The following is a 15,435-nucleotide window of genomic DNA, read 5'->3' on the forward strand; positions in this document are numbered from 1 at the left end:
AAGGTTTAAATGCAGATGAGCCAGACCTCTCTCGACAAGAGCAAGATCAAGTTCCTTCTTCTCGAAGGCGTGCACCAGAACGCTGTCGACACCCTCAAGGCCGCCGGCTACTCCAACATCGAGTATCTCAAGACCGCGCTGACCGAGTCGGAGCTGAAAGAGAAGATCGCTGACGTCCATTTCATCGGGATTCGTTCGCGCACTCAGCTCACCGAGGACGTATTCGAAGCAGCAAAAAAACTGATCGCCGTCGGCTGTTTCTGCATCGGCACCAACCAGGTCGATCTCAATGCCGCCCGCGAGCGCGGCATCGCCGTCTTCAATGCCCCCTACTCCAACACTCGCTCGGTAGCCGAGCTGGTGCTTGCCGAAGCCATCCTGTTGCTGCGCGGCATCCCTGAGAAGAACGCTTCGTGCCATCGCGGCGGCTGGATCAAATCGGCGGCCAACTCGTTCGAGATACGCGGCAAGAAGCTCGGCATCATCGGTTATGGCTCCATCGGCACCCAGCTGTCGGTACTCGCCGAGAGCCTGGGCATGCAGGTCTGCTTCTACGACGTGGTGACCAAGCTGCCGCTGGGCAACGCCACTCAGATCGGCTCACTGTATGAGCTGTTGGGCATGTGCGACATCGTCTCCCTGCACGTCCCCGAGCTGCCATCCACCCAGTGGATGATCGGCGAGAAAGAAATCCGCGCAATGAAGCCGGGCAGCATCCTGATCAACGCTGCGCGCGGCACCGTGGTCGAGCTGGATCACCTCGCCGCTGCGATCAAGGACGAGCACCTCATCGGCGCCGCCATCGACGTGTTCCCGGTCGAGCCCAAATCCAACGATGAAGAGTTCGAAAGCCCGCTGCGTGGCCTGGATCGCGTGATCCTGACCCCACACATCGGCGGTTCGACCGCCGAAGCACAGGCCAACATCGGTCTGGAAGTGGCAGAAAAGCTGGTCAAGTACAGCGACAACGGCACCTCGGTATCGTCCGTCAATTTCCCGGAAGTCGCCTTGCCATCGCACCCCGGCAAGCACCGTCTGCTACACATCCACCAGAACATCCCAGGCGTGATGAGCGAGATCAACAAGGTGTTCGCCGACAACGGCATCAACATCTGCGGCCAGTTCCTACAGACCAACGAGAAGGTTGGCTACGTCGTCATCGATGTAGATAAGGACTATTCCGACCTGGCGCTGGAAAAGCTGCTGCAGGTCAACGGCACCATCCGCAGCCGCGTGTTGTTCTAAGCGCTGCACTGGCAGTATCGAACGGGAGGCTTAGGCCTCCCGTTTTCGTTTTGCCGCATGGCTGCCACGGTTTCGCACGATTGATCAGTTGGCTGAGGCTGAATCGCCGCTTCCGCCCGAACGTGTGCCCGGCCGATCCGGCGATGATGGGCGTTCAACAGGCGTAACGGGTGGCACCTCAGGCGGTGCTTCCAGCGTTGGGGGCCTCGGCTGGCCTTGGCTGTCATCTCCGCTCTCGATGACATCCTGCCGCGGCTCGCGCGTGTCCAGTGGATGTTCTCGGGCTTCCTCAGGGTGCGTCGGACCAGTGCCGGCGGCGATTGCCAGCGAAGCAGCCATCAATGTTGAAACGAATAACGAAACGCGTATAGCCATGAGCGTCTCCCGATTAGAAGCCATGGGGTGCCCGGCGCAATCAGCTGCGGCAGCGGGAGCCCAACGGCTGCGCAAGAAAAAGCCCCGTCCGAAGCCGGGGCTTTTCATCTAGCGGCGAAGGCATATCAGTTGCCAGTAGCACTGCTTCCCGTGGCGGTCGTGTTGCCGACACTGGTACCTGTTTCAGTTCCCGGACCTGCCGGCTCACCGTCAACGGTGGTGCCCATACCGGTTGTCAGGCCTTCGCGGTCGGTGTCGTCGGTAGTTTTGCCGTCCATCATGGTGTCGTCATGGGCGCCGCCCATTTTGCCGTCGTGAGTGCCGCTCTTCATTGAGCTGCTATCCGCGTCGTAACGGCCCTTGTCATGAATGGCTTCGTTGTCCGTTGTGCCTGCGGCAAATACAGCGGTAGACATAAGGCCGGCTAGAGTCAGCGCGGCGAGCTTGGTCGTTTGCATGATTGCTCTCCAGTTTCAAGGGGTTCACATACTCCGGCACTGTCCACGAAAATAAATTTCACCCCGGCGCGTGACAGGATCTTTCAAAAACGCTGAAGCCCAGACGAGGCGGGCGTTGTAGCCCTGTCACCACTGGTCGCCATGCTGGCGGCAGACCGCTCATCGGATGTCCACACGCCATTTTGCGTTGAGAACACCTGACCAAAACTCAGCGCAACAACTGCCACAACGAAATCCCGATACCAGCCATGCTTTCACCGGCCACTAACCCGGCGGCGGCAACGATCACAAAACGTTCGGCCAGGCTGCCCCAGCGGGCCGCGAACACCCAGGCCAACAGGGCGCCGAACGCCATCATCAGGGAGATCGAGGCAGGAATGATGAATGCCAGCCCCAGCGCCGCGGAACTGGGTAACCAGCGCAACCGCCAGACCGGCGCCGAGCCTTCGAGCAGGCCGAGCACAACGCCGACCAGTGCTCCGATCAACATCGCCCAGCGGATGTCCAGGCTGATCGAGCCGAGCCCGGCGGTCAGCGCCTGCGCCACGGCTTTCCAGGTCGCCACGGCAGGCGCTGGCCACTCGGGGGTGATCAGCATGGCCTGAGGATCAGGAATCAGCAGTTGATAGACGAGTACTCCTACCAGGCTGCCGACCAGAATACCCAGGCACTGTGCGACCACCTGGCGCGAGGGGGTCGCGCCAATTGCATGACCGACCTTGAAGTCGTTGAGCAGATCGGTGCATTGACCCGCAGCACCGCCTGCAGTGTTGGCACTCATCAGGTTGATCGCCACCTGACCAGGCGCAATGGCAGCGAAACTCAGCTGCGACAGCTGCCCGATCGCACCAATCGGCGGTATCCCGGTGGCGCCGACGACACGTGCCGCAACCATGGCCAGCACCAGCGCCAGCGGGATCGACAGCGCGGCCATGAGTGGATGGATATCAAACAGGCTCATCTGCAGGGCGATCACCAAGATGGCCGCCAGGCCCAGCCCGAGCGCCGGCAGTGGCGCGGGCCGAGCGAATCGCATGCGCTGTGCTGCAGCGCCTCGTCGGGCGCGCAAAAAACGCAGGCTGAGTGAAATCAGCGTGGCGCAGACCATCAGACTGACTCCTGGCCACAGCAGCCACTCGATCAGCACTCCAAATTGCGGCCCGCTGGCGCCCGCAGGGATCGTCACCAGACCTTCCGTCAACAACCAGGGTGCCAGCACGCCCCAAGCAATCAACGCGCCGAGCAGCAACGACAACCCAACCCGTACGCCGATGATTCCGCCGAAGCCCAGCAGCAACAGCGACGGTTCGAGGCTGAACGTCAAGCGCTCCAGCTGCGCGCTGGGAGCCCAGCGCGGCACGCTCCACCAGAGACCGTCCACCAGCTTGGCTAACGCCGCCAGCAGCGCAGCCGAGCCCAGTACCCATAAGCGCCGCGCCGCCTCAGCGCCATGGCTGTAGATCTGCTGCATGGTGGCCAAGGTCGCCATGCCTTCAGGAAAGCGCAGCTGCGTTTCGATAATCAGTGATGGCCGCAAGTACCAGGCGACCCAGATGCCGAGAAAGCTGACCGAGAACACCCAGGCTACCAGCGGCAAGGTGTCGAACTGCTGGCCGGTGATCAAGGTGTAGGCAGGAATGGGTGCGACCAAACCGCTGGAAATGATCGAAGCCGCTGATGAGGCAGTGGTCTGGTTGATGTTGCTTTCGTGCAGCGTCCAGGCGGGCCTTCTCAGCACTCGCGCCAGGCTCTGCCAGAAGGCGAAACCGACCAGCAGCGCGATGATCGACATGTTGAACGACCAGCCGATCTTGAGGCCCGAGTAGATATTCGAAGGCGTCAGCACGGCCCCCAGCAGCAGGCCGGTCAACAGCGCGCGCAACGTCAGTTCGCGGGAGGGGTCACTCATGCAGGCTCCATCGAATGGGCGATTGACTCACCTTAGCCCATTAAGTCCACCACAGCGTTTCTTCAACCGTCCGTCGGGATGTCATCCTCAGCGCGCAGATGCCGACCTAATCCCAACGTGAACGCTGAACTTCGTCATTTCTGGCCGGTCGTTTAGTAACTTTTCTATGCAGCATAACGGCACTCCAAACCAAGGATTGAACATGGACGAAGCGGACTTCACCCACCTGGAACGTAACCGGCCTACCGTCACCCTGCTGACCGGCAATGAGCTTCTCGGGCTGTTTTTCAAGCACTTTCTTGGTGAGCAGGCTCAGCTAGAGGTAGCCCTGGCGCGGCTCGAGAAGATCGTGCCGGGCAGCACCGATCTCTACCTACTCGACTCGGGAAACAGCCAGACCGAGCAATTGTCGACACTGCTCGATCAGCTCGACGAGCAGACACCCGTTGCGCTGGTCAATATCGCCCCGGAACAGGCCGAGCAACTTGTCGACAAGCACCCTGCCATTCGCGGCGTGTTTTACAGCCATGCCACTCGCGAGCACCTGCTCGACGGCATCCAAGTATTGCTCGAAGGCGGCGACTGGCTGCCGCGGGTCTTGACCGAGCGGCTGCTCAGCCAGTGGCGACGCATGCGCCAACTCGCTGGCAGCAAACCGTCGCTGACGCTGCGTGAGCGGGAAATCCTCAGCCTCGCCGGCAAAGGCCTGTCCAACGCCGAAATTGCCGAACAGCTGTGCCTAAGCCCCCACACAATCAAGAGCCATATCCACAACCTGTTGCGCAAGATTGGTGCCTCCAACCGGGCCGAGGCGGCCTTTCTGCTACGTGGCCGACTGGATTGGTCCGAGTCGTGTCACGCCTGACGCTGTGCCTGTTGCTGCTGAGTCTGCTCGGCCCGCTGCAGGCTCAGGCAGCGCTGGGCCAGGCGGAAGGCGAGGCGGAACTGAGCGGGCTGATCATCGACAACACCATCACTCGCTTCGGTCACGACTTCCACCGCTACCTGAGCTTTCAATTGCAGGACGCTAGCGCGCTTGAAGGCGATCTGGTGGTACGTGAACGTCCTTCCGCGCGCTGGGGCAGCCTGGTCTGGGTGGAGTATGGGCAGCGCACGGTCTACCGGCGCTTTCTGCAGCCCAACGTAGCGGAGATCGAAGACATCGCCACCCAAGCCGCGCAGCTGATCTTGGAGGAGGTCAATCGCAGCAAGCTGCAGAACCTGCTCCAGGACACCTTCGACATGGACCGAGACGAGCTGTGAGTCGCAAAAGGATTAATTCGCCCCGTTCATCACGTAGCGCTTGTTTTGCACCATTCGATGGATGTTCAGCGCCCCGCCTGCAGTCAAGAATCCGAACACTATCCCGAGGTGCCTGCATGGATTGTCTAGCCCTATTCCGCCGCGGCTTGTTCGCCGCCCTTCTGCTCACCGGTCACGCGGTTCATGCGGCCGATCTGATGGACAACGGAGACCTTGCGGGAGGCTCATTGAGCCTCGCTAACCAGTCGGCGGCGTTGCAATTGCCCGACATGCAGGTCGCGCGAGTGCTGCAAACAGGCAGCGATAACCTGACTGACATAAGCCAGACCGGCACGGCTCAGCTGGCGAACATCATGCAACAGGGCAGCGACCAGCAGGCCTTCATCCTCCAGCAAGGCGAGAACCAGATCGCCACCATTCTGCAGATTGGCCAGGGCAACCTGGCCGACATCAGCCAGATCGGCAGCGACAACGAGGCCGCGATCGCTCAGATTGGTTCGAACAACGTTGCCAGCATCGAACAGCTCGGCAGCGGCTTGAGCAGCAGTGTCACCCAATACGGCAGCGGCCAACGCGTCCAGATCGTCCAGCATCGCTAATCACCAGCATCGCTAATAAAAAGGTAACCCTATGCGCAGTCTGCATCTCCTCGCGTCAGCCGCTTTGCTGTCTGTCGCCGTTGGCGCCCATGCCGACAACAGCGCCAAACTCGTGCAGACAGGCGATGACAACGACGCCGCGGTTGACCAGACCGGCCTGCTTAACGAGGCCACGATCCGCCAGAACGGTACGGCGAACAGCGGTTCGATCTTTCAGAATGAATTCGCCGAGTCGAACCAGGCGAGCCTCGTGCAAATCGGCAGCAGCAATAATGCTGCGGTCTATCAGGGGCCAGACAGTCACTTCTCCACCGCGAGCGTCTATCAGCAGGGCACCGGCAACCGCGCCGATGTCGAGCAGACCTGGTATGCCAATGACCTGCAGCTCAGCAGTATCGGCGACAACAACCGCATCGCTGCAAACCAACAGGGCTTCGCCGGTGCTAAGGCGTATCAGATCGGTAACAACAACTCAGTCACCATGGATCAATACGGCATCTACCACGGCACAACGCTGGCGGTATACCAGGTTGGCAATGAGAACCTGGCGACGATCGAGCAGGGCGATGGCAGCGATATTCAACTGGCCCAGAACGGCAACCTGAACACCGCGACGATCTCGCAGTACAACCTGTTTGGTGAAGTCGAGTTCAATCAGGCAGGCGACGACAACCTGCTGACAGTCGAGCAGAGCGGGCGCAGCAATGCATTCCGAGGCTCGTCAACTGGAAATGGTAACAGCGTCGAGTTGGTGCAATGGTTCGATGGCAACCAAGCCAGCGTGGTGCAATCTGGCGACGACAACATCGCCGCCATCAACCAGCTAGCCGGCTACAACGAGGCCCGCATCAACCAGGTGGGAATGGCGAATCAGGCCTCGATCACTCAGAACGCCGAACTCATGAACGCGGTGATTTCGCAGACGGGGACCGGCAACATGGCCACCGTTACCCAACAGTGATCCAGACCTTGGCCACCCCCTATGCTCACCGCGACCCTCGCCGCCATGCTGCTCGCCTCCGCCGGTCCGGTTGATGCTCGCCTGGAGCTGCTGCCCGAAGCCGACCGGTTGAATTTGCGGTTGTGCTTCAGCAGTGCCGAACCCCACCGGCTTAGCTACCAGCTGGAAGTGCGTTCCAAGGGCCACGCCGGTACCAGCCGCAGCCGCCAATCGGGCGAGCTGACCAGCGGGCCTGAAACACAGTGTCCGCTGAACAACCGACTCGGTATTGCACCTGACAGCCAGATCGAGGCGACGGTCACCTGGTCCGTTGACGGCCAGCAGCAAGCGCCTCTGCACCAGAGCTACCCAGCAACCCAACCCACCGATTCGGCGCCCTCGGCGCCAGATTCCACGCCTGCTGCAGCGGATCATCTATTCGTCAAGGCTGATTCAAACCGGCGATAGCGGTCTTGGCTGACTGCGTGCAAGCCGGCACCCCACCTCGATCCCCTTCAGCTCGACGTAGTGATACGTCAGGTTCGATATCGCGCGCACCATGGCCACCTCAAGCAGGATCAGCAAGCCATCGACCAAGATGCTGCCGCTGCTGATGCAGCGCGCGATTTGCTTGCTTCCTGGCTGCTGAAGGATGGTGATGTGTTCGGTCAGAACCTGCCGCTGTATCTCGGCAGCGCCAGCAGCACCATCCTGCCCAGGATCGATCAATCGTTGCCATCCATCGCCTGACCGGAACCGGAAGCGCGGCCACGGCTTCTACCGAGCCAATCCACATCGCCGCTATCCGAGGAGATCCCGATGCGCATTTCTCTCAAACCCTTGCATGAGCAGGTCATCGTTATCACCGGTGCTTCGAGCGGGATCGGCCTGGCGACTGCCCGCCTCGCCATCGAAAGAGGCGCACGCGTGGTGCTGGTGGCGCGTAACGAAGAAGCCCTGCTCGACATCGAGCGTGACCTGAACGCGGGTGACCGGGTCCTTCACGTCATGGCCGATGTCGGCCAGCGCGCGCAGCTGGAACGCGTCGCCAGCGAGACCGTCGCCCGCTTCGGTGGCTTTGACACCTGGATCAACAATGCCGGCAGCTCGGTATGGGGACGCTTCGATGAGGTCAGCGACGAAGACCATTATCAGGTGATGCAGACCAACTTCTGGGGCACTCACTACGGCTCGTCCATCGCCGTTAAGCATCTGCGCGACAAAGGCGGTGCTCTGATCAACATCGGCAGTGTGGAATCGGCAAATGCCCTGCCCTTCCACAGCAGCTACAGCGCCAGCAAGCATGCGATCAAGGCGATGACCGACGTGCTGCGCGTCGAGCTGCAAAAGTCGCACACGCCGGTATCGGTAACCCTGGTACGCCCCTCCTCGACCGACACGCAGTTCATGGATCACTCGAAGAATTACCTGCCCAGCGCGCCGGTGTTTCCGCCGCCGGTCTATGCCCCCGAAGTGGTCGCGCGGGCGATTCTGCATGCCGCCGAGCACCCGCAGCGCGACGTTTACATCGGCAATGCCAAGTTGCTCTCGCGGCTCGCGCAGAACGCGCCGCACCTGGCCGACTGGATCAACCGCACCTTTGTCTACGACACCATCAAGAGCGGCCGCCCAGACCGACACCCACGCGGCGCGCTCTACGACAGCGATGTCGGCAGCGCGGGTGACGGCAGCGCCAGTGGCGATTATCCGGGCATGGTACTGACACGCAGCCTATACACCCGTGCCACGCAGCATCCGGTCGCGACCACGGCCGCCGTGGCGGTGGGGGCAGCAGCATTGGTCGCCCTGCTGGGACGTCGCGGGCGCTAGCTGACCACCAGCGCAGCCCAGGCTGCGCTGGCTGCATGATCGTTCAGCTCAGGTTCAGCCAGGGTTCAGGCGCTGTTCAGCGTTCCGCAGGCAGGATGGAGACGTAAATTTTCCACGCCTGCAAAGGAGCGACACATGAACAAGCTGCACACCCTGGCCATCGCCACCACTCTCAGCGTCTTCACCCTCGGCGCCCAAGCCGCCGACAACTTCGCTGGCCTCACCTGGGGCAAAAGCACCGTCAACATCGACCGTTCCAGCACCCTGAAGCAGAACATGCCGGGCGCGAACCGTTTCGATGACACCATCAAGAACAGCGGCACCTGGGGCATCCGCGCCGGTCAGATGACCGACGAGGCACGCTACTATGCCACCTACGAAAACGTATCCGACGACTACGGTAGCTCGCTCAAGCTGCGTCAGCAGAACCTGTTCGGCAGCTACGACATGTTCCTCCCGGTCGGCGACACCACCCGCCTGTTCGGTGGCGCCAGTGCCGGTCTGACCAAGCTCGAGAATGAGTCCAGCGGTTACCGCCGCGACAGTGACATCGGTTATCTGGTGGGTCTGCAGGCTGGTGTGCTGCAAGACGTCGGCAAGAACACGTCGGTCGAAGCGGGTTACCGTTATCTGCGCAGCAACGCTGGCACCGAAGTGGCCGAGCGCGGCGTCGGCAAGGTCGGTTCGATCGACCTGCATAGCAGCAAGCAGGCCTACCTGGGCGTGAACTACAAGTTCTAAGCAGACACGCCTGCATCAACAGGAACACGGCCGGGATTGTCCCGGCCGTTTGCATGACAGGAGCCGCACATGAAAGTGCTGGTGGTGGAAGACGAGGCGCTGCTGCGCCACCACCTGCTGACTCGCCTGAGCGAAAGCGGGCATGTGGTCGATGCGGTGGCGAATGCCGAAGAGGCGCTTTACCAGACACGCGAATTCAATCATGACCTGGCCGTGGTCGATCTCGGCCTGCCGGGCATCTCCGGCCTGGATCTGATTCGCCAGCTGCGCAGCAATGGCGAGCGCTTTCCCATCCTCATCCTCACGGCGCGCGGTAACTGGCAGGACAAGGTCGAAGGATTGGCTGCCGGTGCCGACGACTACGTGGTCAAACCCTCCAGTTCGAGGAGCTGGAGGCACGGCTCAACGCGTTGCTGCGACGCTCGTCCGGCTTCACCCAGGCGAGCATCGAAGCCGGCCCGCTCAAGCTTGACCTCAACCGCAAACAGGCGCTGGTGGGTGACGAGCCCCTGCCGCTGACCGCCTTTGAATATCGCATTCTGGAATACCTGATGCGTCACCAGCAGCAGGTGGTCGCCAAGGAACGGCTGATGGAGCAGCTCTAGCCGGACGACAACGAACGCGACGCCAACGTCATCGAGGTGCTGGTCGGCCGGCTGCGCCGCAAGCTGGAAGCCCACGGCGGGCTTAAACCCATCGATACCGTTCGCGGCCTGGGTTATCTGTTCACCGAGCGCTGCCGATGAGCCTCAATTGGCGCCGCTGGCGCGTGCTGGCTCGGGCCGCACGCAACGGCACCCTGTCGCTGCGCCTGCGCCTGATGCTGGGCGCCACCTGCCTCGCCGTTCTGTTCATGCTTGCCCTGCTGCCGGTGCTGCAGGCTGCGTTCAGCCTCGCCTTCGAGCGGGTCATCGAAGAACGCCTGGCCGCCGATGCCAATACACTGATCACCGCATCGCGCATCGAACAGGGCCGATTGGTGATGCCGGCGCGGTTGCCCGATGAAGAATTCGACCTGCCCGATGCGAAGCTGCTGGGTTACATCTACGACCCGCAAGGCAAACGGCTCTGGCAATCACGGTCGGCCGAAGACGAATCCATCGACTATCAGCCGCGCCTGCAGGGCGATGTCACCGAATTCCAACGGATCCGCGATGCCGATGGCGCCGAGTACTTCGTCTACGACGTGGAGCTGCGGCTGAATACCGATCAGCGTCAGGCGTTCAGCTTCGTCACCATGCAACCCACCAGTGAATACCGCAGCCTGTTCGAGGAATTCCGGCAACAGCTGTATCTCTGGCTCGGCGGCGGATTGCTGGTGCTGCTCACGTTGCTTTGGCTGGGCCTGACTTGGGGCTTTCGCTCGCTCAAACGACTAAGTCTCGAGCTGGACCAGGTCGAGGCGGGGCGGCTGGATCGGCTCAGTGATCGACACCCCCGCGAACTGTTGCGCCTGACCCGCTCGCTGAACCGCTTGCTCGACGGCGAGCGACGCCAGCGCGAGCAGTACCGCAACTCGCTGGGCGACCTGGCCCACAGCCTTAAGACGCCATTGACGGTGCTGCAGAGCGTCGGCGAGGCGATCAGTACGCAGCCGGACAACCGCGAACAGTCCCGCGTGATGCGCGCGCAGATCGAGCGCATGAGCCAGCAGATCGGCTACCAGCTGCAGCGGGCAAGCCTTGGACAGAGCGGCCTGGTGCGCCACCGGGTAGCGCTGCAGCCGCTGCTGCTGCGCCTGTGCAGCACGCTGGACAAGGTTTACCAGGACAAGCGCGTGCAGGTCGAGCTGCAGGTTCCGCCAAAGGCCACCCTGCCGCTGGAGCAGGGTGCGCTGATGGAACTGCTCGGCAACCTGCTGGAGAACGCCTACCGACTCTGCCTCCATCAGGTGCGCATCAGCCTGCAGCAGGGCGACGAATACCTAACCCTGAGCATCGAAGATGACGGGCCCGGTGTGCCGGTTAACCAGCGCGCCCGGATCCTGCGTCGTGGTGAACGGCTGGATGCCCAGCACCCCGGCCAAGGCATCGGCCTGGCAGTGGTGAAGGACATCATCGACAGCTACGGCGGCGAGCTCAGGCTCGACGATTCCATGCTTGGCGGCGCTGCGTTTCGGTTGCGCCTGCCGGTGGACTGAGCCGACGAAGGGATCTGTTGATTGATGCCTGTTCCGGGTGGCGGCTGCTACAGTTCGTAGTCCCGCCACTTACCGGACGCGACAAATGTCACTGGACGACAACAAACGGCTGGTCCGCCAACACATCGATCTGAGCTGGAACCGCGGACACCTGGCCCTTGCCGAGAAGTTGCACAGCAAGGACTTCCTCTACAAGAGCTCCTTCGTCGGCCATCCGATGGCCAGCCCTGAGTTCGCCGCGATGGTGACCCAGATCCGTACTGCCATGCCCGATCTCGAAGTGGTGGTCGAGGAATGCGTTGCCGAGGGCGACAAGGTCGTCACCTGGAGCACCCTGATTGGCACCATCGAAACACCCGCGCTCGGCTACCCACCCAGCGACAAGGTCTTGAGCATTTCAGCGATGGCCTTCTGGACCCTGACGCCGGGGCAGCAGATCCGCGAGATCTGCACCATGTTCGACATGGAAAGCTTCCGTTCCCAGCTCGGACTGGCGACCCGCACCTACGCCGAAAAAGCCCTGCCCTGACGGCCGCGAGCGGCCAGAATGGGAGCGTTTCGCGCTGTCGCAGCAGTCATCGCCCCGGTTTCGTGGTCCATTGCACATGCGCCCGATTCCGAAAAAGGCAGGTTGAATGCACCGCCGGTTGTTGCTCAAGACCCTGGTTTGCCTCGTTGTACTGGCCTTGCTGGCCTCCGCCATCAACCCGCACGACCATACCACCTGGCTGATGGAAGTCCTTCCGGTGGTCATCCTGCTGCCGGCATTGGCTTACACCCATAGACGATTTCCGCTCTCTTCGCTGCTGTACTTGTTGCTGGCTGTCCAGGCCCTGGGGCTGGTTGCGGGCGGCCATTACACCTTCCCCCGTGTCCCGGTCGGCTTCTGGCTGCAGGACTGGCTGGACCTGAGCCGTAACCCTTACGACCGGCTTGGCCATTTTTTCCAGGGCGTTGTGCCTGCGCTGATCGCGCGGGAACTACTGGTGCGTAATGAGCGGGTTCATGGCAAACACCTGCTGCCATTTGTCTGCGTAAGCATGGCGATGATGCTCAGCGCCGTTTATGAGCTGGTCGAGTGGGCGGCGGCCCTTTCGCTTGGCCAGGGCGCCAAAGCCTTTCTGGGCATGCAGGGCGATCAGTGGGACACGCAGGCCGACATGTTCTGCGCGTTGCTTGGCAGCCTGACCGCCATGACACTGCTGGTGCATCTACACGACCGCAGCATGGCCGCGATCGGTAAACCTCGGCAAAGCCTAACGGCTGTACAAGGCGAAACCGCCCGATAAAAACGGCCAGCTGGTTAACTATCGATTTAATTGAATTAAATAATTGGCTGAATTAATCAATTAGCGGCAGCGACACTTAGTATCACAGTTGTCGATTTGTACTATTGATACGCTCGCGTTTGTTCAACTAGCCCTCGCCCGTAGCATGTGTCCCGTACCCACTAATACCGAGGACACACTCATGAAAAAGCTATTAGCAGCTGCCATCCTGGCCAGCGTTGCTTCGACTGCCTTTGCGATCCCACCAAGCCATCCGCAACCAATTCTGGGGGAAGCGCAAAGCACCTCAACCGTCCAAAAGCAGTTATCAACTGACCGCACCCTGTCTGAAAACGGTTTCGATCGCACGCCATTGAGCGAGCAAATTGCTGAAGACGGATTCGATCACACTCCCATCAGCGAGCAGATCGCTGAAGACGGTTTTGACTCTACGCCGCAAGCGGAGCAATTCGCAGAAGATGGATTTGATCTGACACCTCAAGCCGATCAAGTCGCCGATGACGGTTTCGACCGTACTCCGCTGGGGCAGTTACTGGCGGAAGATGGCAGTGATCGTACCGAGCTCGGCACAGCCTGAACTTAACGCTTCAACTCAAGGCGCCGTTGGCGCCTTTTTTATGTGGCAATAAAAAATTAATAAGCACTCGCTCCGCGAGTATTTACAGCCGGATAAATCCACAGGAGCAATAGCTTTCTGACGGCCCCTAGCCTATCGGGAGGCTCGCTCACAGAAAACCGTACGATTCCTGTACACCATCGATACCAAAGTACAGTACTTATGATGTCTTGATGCCACTACCCTGACTGAATAGTCATTTCAGGGACGATGGTGCAGTCAGCTCAGGGAAGATCCTCATAAATTGTGCGGAAATCCCATGAACCTAACCGTCAAATTGAAGCTCGGCCTGAGCTTTGCAGCACTTACGCTGATCGTTCTGCTCATTTCTGCGTTGGCGATTGCCGAGCTTGCCAAGTTCAACGATGCCTTCTCTGACTATGTCGAAGGTGTTAACGCCCGCGAAGAGCTGGCGTCAGCGTTACTCATCGCGGCGCAACGCCGCGCAGTCGCGGCCCGTAACCTGGTGCTGGTGTCCTCGGAAGCTGACCTGAAGCTCGAACATGCAGCAGTCCTCGAAGCACACCGCGACGTTCAGACTCATCTCAGTAATCTCAAGACGGCGGTAGATCGTTTGTCTGGTGCTGAGGCCAAAGAAGAAAAGCAGCTGCTTGCCGAGATAGCCCGCATAGAAAGCCTTTACGGTCCAGTAGCGCTGGACATCGTCGAACGCGCCGTAGCCGGGCAGCGCGAAGACGCCATCGTGCGGATCAACCGAGACTGCATTCCACTGCTGCGTCAGCTGCTGGCCGCTGGCGAACGCTATATGCAGCACAGCCGTAGCGCCGCGAACGCGGAAGTGGTGGCCGAGCGCAACGAATATGAAACCCAACGCAACCTGATGATCGGTGTCTGTTTGATCGCCGTATTGCTCGCGCTCGGTCTGGGTATCGGCATCGTCCGCAGCTTGTTGCGCACGCTGGGCGCCGAGCCGCTCGATCTATCCGCTGCAGCCCGCCGCGTCGCTGCTGGTGACATGCGCAGCATGCCGGGAATGGAGCACGCGCCGGCTGGCAGCGTCATGGCCTCCCTTGGAGAGATGCAACGCAGCCTCGGCGAGTTGATCGGACAGGTACGGCGCTCAGCTGAAACGATATCGTCCTCCGCCGAAGAGCTATCCCAGTCTACCGAGCAGGCGAGCCAAGGCGTCATCGCACAAAAACTGGAAGTCGATCAGGTAGCCACGGCGATTCATGAAATGGCTGCGACGGTGCTTGAGGTCGCGCGAAACTCCGAGCAAGCGGCCAGCGCGGCGGTTTCAGCCGATCAGCAAGCGCAAGCCGGCGAGGCGACGGCACGCCAGGCAGTGGTACAGATCAAGCGGCTTGCCGATGAGGTGACAAAATCGACCGCTGCGATGGCGCGCCTGAAGAGTGAAAGCGAGCGGATCGGCGGGGTACTGGACGTTATCAAGTCGGTAGCGGACCAGACCAACCTACTCGCGCTGAACGCTGCGATCGAAGCTGCACGCGCTGGCGATGCCGGCCGAGGTTTCGCCGTGGTGGCCGACGAGGTGCGAACACTTGCTCGTCGCACCCAGGACGCGACGGTTGAAATCCAATCACTGATCGAAGGGCTGCAGCGGATTGCCGAGGAGTCCGCTAAAACCATGCAGGGCTGTAGCGATCTGACGGAGGCCACCGTGGCGGGCGTCGATGAGACTGGTGCGGCGGTGGCAGACATCACCTGCATGATCGCCGCTATTCAGCAAATGATGCAGCAGATCGCAACTGCGGCCGAAGAGCAAAGCGCCGTGGCTGAAGAAATCAGCCGCAGCGTGACCCGAGTACGCGATATTGCCGATCAGGCCGCGACGTCCAGTGAGCAGACAGCCGCCTCCAGCGTGGAGCTCGCACGGCTCGGTAGCGCTCTGACTCAGCAGGTCCGGCGGTTCGAGATCTGACGCGGGCTGCGCCTGATCGAAGAACGCAAACGGCAAGCCGAATGGAATCGGCCCTGCGTTATAGGTGCCGTGTATTTAGGGCCGTGCGTGTTCAGCCATCCCTCCTCCCCCGCGCCGTACCCGCAAG

At 61.0% G+C, this 15,435-nt stretch carries 16 protein-coding genes and 1 pseudogene; 15 read left to right on the forward strand and 2 right to left on the reverse strand.

The genetic code is table 11. The features are described 5' to 3' along the window. The first annotated feature begins 15 nt into the window (after positions 1 to 15). On the forward strand, positions 16 to 1,245 hold the full coding sequence (gene serA, locus ACQKIK_RS21295; RefSeq protein ID WP_499137369.1) for a phosphoglycerate dehydrogenase: 1,230 nt from the start codon (positions 16 to 18) through the stop codon (positions 1,243 to 1,245). A gap of 500 nt (positions 1,246 to 1,745) precedes the next feature. Here serA and ACQKIK_RS21300 read toward each other — a convergent pair whose 3' ends face one another. Together ACQKIK_RS21300 and ACQKIK_RS21305 are read right to left on the reverse strand one after the other, a co-directional pair. Next, positions 1,746 to 2,078, reverse strand: a complete 333-nt coding sequence (locus ACQKIK_RS21300) for a hypothetical protein (RefSeq protein WP_052724748.1) — start codon at positions 2,076 to 2,078, stop codon at positions 1,746 to 1,748. 208 nt (positions 2,079 to 2,286) lie between these two features. Further along, positions 2,287 to 3,987, reverse strand: a complete 1,701-nt coding sequence (locus ACQKIK_RS21305) for an OPT family oligopeptide transporter (RefSeq protein ID WP_499137370.1) — start codon at positions 3,985 to 3,987, stop codon at positions 2,287 to 2,289. A gap of 280 nt (positions 3,988 to 4,267) precedes the next feature. Here ACQKIK_RS21305 and ACQKIK_RS21310 point away from each other — a divergent pair, with 280 nt between their 5' ends. The 14 genes and pseudogenes from ACQKIK_RS21310 to ACQKIK_RS21375 all read left to right on the forward strand — a co-directional run bounded on the left by ACQKIK_RS21310 (position 4,268) and on the right by ACQKIK_RS21375 (position 15,308). Then, entirely contained in the window at positions 4,268 to 4,852 is a 585-nt protein-coding gene (locus ACQKIK_RS21310; RefSeq protein ID WP_045432296.1) for a helix-turn-helix transcriptional regulator, read from the forward strand. Beyond that, entirely contained in the window at positions 4,840 to 5,250 is a 411-nt protein-coding gene (locus ACQKIK_RS21315) for a CsgE family curli-type amyloid fiber assembly protein (RefSeq protein ID WP_045431266.1), read from the forward strand. The genes ACQKIK_RS21310 and ACQKIK_RS21315 overlap by 13 nt, the downstream gene beginning before the upstream one ends. 116 nt (positions 5,251 to 5,366) lie before the next feature. Further along, positions 5,367 to 5,849 carry a curli production assembly protein CsgB gene (locus tag ACQKIK_RS21320; RefSeq protein ID WP_499137371.1) on the forward strand — a complete coding sequence of 161 codons (483 nt, stop codon included), beginning with the start codon at positions 5,367 to 5,369 and terminating at the stop codon, positions 5,847 to 5,849. Between the two features lie 31 nt (positions 5,850 to 5,880). Beyond that, the gene (locus ACQKIK_RS21325) at positions 5,881 to 6,810 is read left to right on the forward strand and encodes a hypothetical protein (protein WP_499137372.1); all 930 of its coding nucleotides are present in this window, start codon (positions 5,881 to 5,883) and stop codon (positions 6,808 to 6,810) included. Positions 6,811 to 6,831: 21 nt separating this feature from the next. Continuing rightward, positions 6,832 to 7,257 (forward strand): curli-like amyloid fiber formation chaperone CsgH, encoded by a 426-nt coding sequence (gene csgH, locus ACQKIK_RS21330; RefSeq protein WP_499137373.1) that lies wholly within the window; start codon positions 6,832 to 6,834, stop codon positions 7,255 to 7,257. A gap of 60 nt (positions 7,258 to 7,317) precedes the next feature. Then, positions 7,318 to 7,539, forward strand: a complete 222-nt coding sequence (locus tag ACQKIK_RS21335; protein ID WP_499137374.1) for a hypothetical protein — start codon at positions 7,318 to 7,320, stop codon at positions 7,537 to 7,539. A 69-nt stretch (positions 7,540 to 7,608) separates the two neighbouring features. Next, a complete protein-coding gene (locus ACQKIK_RS21340) occupies positions 7,609 to 8,619 on the forward strand; it encodes an SDR family oxidoreductase (RefSeq protein ID WP_499137375.1) in 1,011 nt (336 codons plus the stop codon). Positions 8,620 to 8,754: 135 nt separating this feature from the next. Next, on the forward strand, positions 8,755 to 9,360 hold the full coding sequence (locus ACQKIK_RS21345) for a hypothetical protein (RefSeq protein WP_499137376.1): 606 nt from the start codon (positions 8,755 to 8,757) through the stop codon (positions 9,358 to 9,360). Positions 9,361 to 9,429: 69 nt separating this feature from the next. Next, a pseudogene (locus ACQKIK_RS21350) lies at positions 9,430 to 10,106 on the forward strand (response regulator). After that, positions 10,103 to 11,500 carry an ATP-binding protein gene (locus ACQKIK_RS21355; protein WP_499137377.1) on the forward strand — a complete coding sequence of 466 codons (1,398 nt, stop codon included), beginning with the start codon at positions 10,103 to 10,105 and terminating at the stop codon, positions 11,498 to 11,500. Before ACQKIK_RS21350 ends, ACQKIK_RS21355 begins: the two are co-directional and overlap by 4 nt. Before the next feature lie 85 nt (positions 11,501 to 11,585). Then, a complete protein-coding gene (locus ACQKIK_RS21360) occupies positions 11,586 to 12,029 on the forward strand; it encodes a ketosteroid isomerase-related protein (RefSeq protein ID WP_046163021.1) in 444 nt (147 codons plus the stop codon). 106 nt (positions 12,030 to 12,135) lie between these two features. Then, complete coding sequence (locus ACQKIK_RS21365; RefSeq protein ID WP_499137378.1) at positions 12,136 to 12,789, forward strand: DUF2238 domain-containing protein; 654 nt, start codon at positions 12,136 to 12,138, stop codon at positions 12,787 to 12,789. 145 nt (positions 12,790 to 12,934) lie between these two features. Beyond that, the gene (locus tag ACQKIK_RS21370; protein WP_046163023.1) at positions 12,935 to 13,366 is read left to right on the forward strand and encodes a hypothetical protein; all 432 of its coding nucleotides are present in this window, start codon (positions 12,935 to 12,937) and stop codon (positions 13,364 to 13,366) included. A gap of 298 nt (positions 13,367 to 13,664) precedes the next feature. Beyond that, positions 13,665 to 15,308, forward strand: coding sequence for a methyl-accepting chemotaxis protein (locus ACQKIK_RS21375; RefSeq protein ID WP_499137379.1), 1,644 nt, complete (start codon positions 13,665 to 13,667; stop codon positions 15,306 to 15,308). Positions 15,309 to 15,435 lie beyond the last annotated feature (127 nt).

Origin of the sequence: Pseudomonas sp. NPDC047961, from assembly GCF_050272435.1 — a bacterium.
Classification (GTDB): domain Bacteria; phylum Pseudomonadota; class Gammaproteobacteria; order Pseudomonadales; family Pseudomonadaceae; genus Stutzerimonas.

Excerpts from the sequence above, each read along its gene's own strand:
- ACQKIK_RS21370 (WP_046163023.1), top strand. The coding sequence starts at position 12,935 with ATGTGTCCCGTACCCACTAATACCGAGGACACACTCATGAAAAAGCTA.
- ACQKIK_RS21340 (WP_499137375.1), top strand. The coding sequence starts at position 7,609 with ATGCGCATTTCTCTCAAACCCTTGCATGAGCAGGTCATCGTTATCACC.
- ACQKIK_RS21345 (WP_499137376.1), top strand. The coding sequence starts at position 8,755 with ATGAACAAGCTGCACACCCTGGCCATCGCCACCACTCTCAGCGTCTTC.
- ACQKIK_RS21320 (WP_499137371.1), top strand. The coding sequence starts at position 5,367 with ATGGATTGTCTAGCCCTATTCCGCCGCGGCTTGTTCGCCGCCCTTCTG.
- ACQKIK_RS21375 (WP_499137379.1), top strand. The coding sequence starts at position 13,665 with ATGAACCTAACCGTCAAATTGAAGCTCGGCCTGAGCTTTGCAGCACTT.
- serA (WP_499137369.1), top strand. The coding sequence starts at position 16 with ATGAGCCAGACCTCTCTCGACAAGAGCAAGATCAAGTTCCTTCTTCTC.
- ACQKIK_RS21305 (WP_499137370.1), bottom strand. The coding sequence starts at position 3,987 with ATGAGTGACCCCTCCCGCGAACTGACGTTGCGCGCGCTGTTGACCGGC.
- ACQKIK_RS21300 (WP_052724748.1), bottom strand. The coding sequence starts at position 2,078 with ATGCAAACGACCAAGCTCGCCGCGCTGACTCTAGCCGGCCTTATGTCT.
- ACQKIK_RS21355 (WP_499137377.1), top strand. The coding sequence starts at position 10,103 with ATGAGCCTCAATTGGCGCCGCTGGCGCGTGCTGGCTCGGGCCGCACGC.
- csgH (WP_499137373.1), top strand. The coding sequence starts at position 6,832 with ATGCTCACCGCGACCCTCGCCGCCATGCTGCTCGCCTCCGCCGGTCCG.
- ACQKIK_RS21325 (WP_499137372.1), top strand. The coding sequence starts at position 5,881 with ATGCGCAGTCTGCATCTCCTCGCGTCAGCCGCTTTGCTGTCTGTCGCC.
- ACQKIK_RS21365 (WP_499137378.1), top strand. The coding sequence starts at position 12,136 with ATGCACCGCCGGTTGTTGCTCAAGACCCTGGTTTGCCTCGTTGTACTG.
- ACQKIK_RS21360 (WP_046163021.1), top strand. The coding sequence starts at position 11,586 with ATGTCACTGGACGACAACAAACGGCTGGTCCGCCAACACATCGATCTG.